Source organism: Methylobacterium sp. A52T, from assembly GCF_053346095.1.
On sequence record NZ_JBKFBI010000257.1, the window covers coordinates 1 to 3,437 of the forward strand.

General features: G+C 78.0%; 1 protein-coding gene. It reads right to left on the bottom strand.

Going from position 1 to position 3,437, the window contains the following annotated elements; genetic code table 11:
• Nucleotides 1-3,437: amino acid adenylation domain-containing protein (locus tag ACLBYE_RS30000; RefSeq protein WP_447696951.1), on the bottom strand; the 3,437-nt coding region annotated here is incomplete at both ends.

The following is a 3,437-nucleotide window of genomic DNA, read 5'->3' on the forward strand; positions in this document are numbered from 1 at the left end:
GTCGAGGGGTTCGAGGTCGAGGCGGACCTGGTTGCGGTAGGCCGCGTCCCCGGGGGCGAGGCGGGCGTGGAAGAGCAGGCCCTCCTGCAGGGGGGTGAGCGGGTAGAGGTCGGCGAGGCTGTCGGGGTCGAGGGTACCGGCCGCGCGGGCGCCGGCCAGGAGTGCGTCGAGGCCGGGTTGGTCGAGGCGGGCGAGGGGCAGGTCGGCGGGGGTGGGCCGGCGCGGGGTTCGCGGATCGGCGCAGTGGGCAACGAGGGCTTCGAGGGTGTGCCGGGTGTCGCGGGCGATGGCGGCGATGGCGGCGGCGTCGTGGCGGTCGGGGCTGAAGCGCCAGGCGAGGTGGAGGCGGCCGGCGCGCACGAGGGCGGTGAGGGTGAGCTCGGCGCCCGCGGGGCTGTTGGGGTCGCGCATGGGCCCCGCGCTCTCGGGGGCGAGGGCGAAGGGCGCGTCGGGGTCGGCGCGGTCGGCGTCGATCTGGCCGAGGTAGTTGAGGAGGATGCCGGGCTCGGGTGTCGCGGCGATGCGGTGGCGCAGGTCCGCTACGGGGCCGTGGCGCAGGAGGTCGTGGCTGAGGTCGGGCTGGGGCAGGGCGCGGCGGGCTTCCTTGATCCGGCAGAGAGCAGCACCGAGGGCGTGGCCGCGGGCGTCGTCGTCCGGCGGCAGGTCCGGTTCGCCGCCGAGGGGGTCGAGCCGCAGCGGCACCAGCGTGGTGAACCAGCCCACCGTCCGGCTCAGGTCGTGGCGGGGCAGGGTCGGGCCGTCCTGCGCGTCGGAGAGGGGTTCGGGGAAGGGTTCTGAGAGGGGTTCGGCGAGCGCGTCGGCCAGGGCGTCGGCATCGCGACCGTGGCGCTCGAGGGTCACGCCCACCGCCGTCCCGTCGCCGCGCCGCACCAGCGCGATCGACAGGGCGGTGAGCAGGATCTCGTCGGGACGGGCGCTGTAGGGCCGGCCGGCCCGGCGCAGGAAGGCGTCGGTGGCGTCGGCGTCGAGGCTGTCGGCGATCTCGGTCTGGGCGGATTCGACGTTGGGGGCGTCGGTCCGGACCGGCCGCAACGCGGCATCGAGGCACGGCCCCCCGGCCTGCCAGCCGGCCAGCCAGGATTCGCGGCGCCCGGCATGTCCGGGGTGCCGGGCCAGGACGTCGAGGCTGCGGGCCCAGCCCGGGAAGCTCGTCGGCGGGGGCGCGAGCGGCCGCCCGGCGAGGGCCGCCGCGAGGTCCTGGATCAGGATGCGCCACGACATGGCGTCGACCACGAGGTGGTGGGCGACGAGGAGGAGGCGCTCGGTCCCGTCCGCCGGCAGGGTGACGTGCACGGCCCGCCAGACCGGCCCTTCGGCGAGGTCGAGGCTCGTCTGGGCTTGCGCGGCGAGGGCCGCGAAGGCCGGCGCACCGTCCGCCGCGCGCCGCCACAGCGGGGGTTCCTGCTCCGGTGCCCGGCAGGTCTGGGTCCAGGCCCCGTGCGCGTCCCGCGCGAAGCGCAGGCGCAGCGCGGGATGGGCGGCCTCGACGGCCGCGAGGGCCTCAGCGAGGCGGCCCGGGTCGAGGGGTGCTCGGGGCGCGAGCACGATCGCCTGGTTCCAGTGCTGCCGGTTCGGGACGGGGCCGTCGAGGAACCGGCGCTGGATCGGGGTGAGGGGAACCGGACCGGCCTCGCGCGCCGGGTCGACCTGGGGTGCCGGTGCGGCCGCGCTGTCCGTGGCCGCGTCGAGATGCGCCGCCAGGGCGGCGAGGCGCGGGTGGGTGAAGACGTCCCGCGGGGTCAGCGCGAGGCCGCTCTCCCGGGCGCGGGCGACGAGCTGGAGGGCGAGGATCGAGTCGCCGCCCCGCTCGAAGAAGCTGTCCCGGCGCGACAGGCGTCGGGCGTCGAGGCCGAGCACGCCGGCCCAGAGGACGGCGAGGCGCGTCTCGGTCTGGCCGCGCGGCGGATCGAAGCCGGTGCTCCCGCCCGCGGCGTCCGCGCCCGCCCAGTCGGGTTCGGGGAGCCGTCTGGGGTCGAGCTTTCCGTTGGCGGAGACCGGCAGGGCGGGCAGGGCGAGGATGCGGGCGGGGCGCAGCGCGTCGGGCAGCGTGTCGGCCAGGGCCCGCTGCAGCGCGGGCTCGTCGAGGATGCCGCCGGCCGCCGGCACCGCGTAGCCCACCAGCCGCAGCCCCCCGTCCGGACCGGGACGGGCGACCACCGCCGCCTCGGCGACACCCGGCAGCGCCCGCAGCGCGGCGGCCGCCTCGCCCGGCTCCACGCGCTGGCCGCGGATCTTGACCTGATCGTCCGCCCGCCCGCGGTAGTCGAGCTGCCCGTCCGCCCGCCACGCCGCCCGGTCGCCGGTGCGGTACAGCCGCGCCCCGGCCGGCGCGCCGCCGCGCCCGGCCTCCGGGTCGGGCACGAACCGCGCGGCGGTCAGGCCGGGCTGGCCGCGGTAGCCCCGGGCGAGGCCGAGGCCGCCGATGTAGAGCTCGCCGACGACGCCGACCGGCACCGGGTGGAGCGCGTCGTCGAGGACGTGCAGGCGCAGGTTGGCGATGGGCGCGCCGATCGGCACGCGCGGCCCGGGGGAGGGCCCGGCGTCGCAGGCGTCGTCGCAGGCGCTGTCCCAGGCTGCGACGTCGCAGGCGGTGACGTCGATGGCGGCCTCGGCGGGTCCGTAGAGGTTGTGCACCCGCGCGCCGGTGCGGGCGGCGACGGCGCGGGCGAGGTCGGGCGGCAGGGCCTCGCCGCTGGCGACCAGTCGGGTGAGGCTGGCGGTGTCGTCGAGGGCGCCGGCGGCGAGGGCGGCCGAGAGCTGGGCGGGCACGAAGTGCAGGAGGGTGACGGTGTGCCGCCGGATCAGGGCGGCCAGCGCGTCCGGATCGCGGTGGGCGCCGGGTGGGGCCAGGACGAGGCGTGCGCCTGTGACGAGGGGGAGGAGGATCTCCCAGACGGCGACGTCGAAGGAGACGGGGGTCTTGTGCAGGACGGTGTCGCGGGGTGAGACGCGCAGGTGGGCGGCCATCCAGGCGAGGCGGTTGGCGAGGGCGGCGTGTGTGTTGGCGCAGGCCTTGGGGGTGCCGGTGGAGCCGGAGGTGTGCAGGACGTAGGCCAGGGCGTCCGGGTGGGGGGCGCGGGTGCGGGGCCGGACGGGCCGGGCGCCGTCTTCGTCCGCGTCGGTATCCGGATCGGCGTCCGGCTCGGCATCCGGATCGGCGTCGAGGACGAGGGGCGCTCGCCCTGCGGCGTCGGCGAGGTCGGGGTGCTGGTCGGCGAGTTCGGGCTGGGTGAGGAGGAGGTCGGCCTCTGCGGCGAGGGCGGCGAGGCGGGCTGCGGGCAGCTCGGGATTGAGGGGGAGGATGGCGGCGCCGGTCCTGAGGACGGCGAGCCAGGCGGCGGGCAGGTCGCAGGTGCGCTCGAGGAGGAGTCCGACGACGCGCTCGGGTCGGGCGCCGGCGCGGGCGAGGCGTCGGG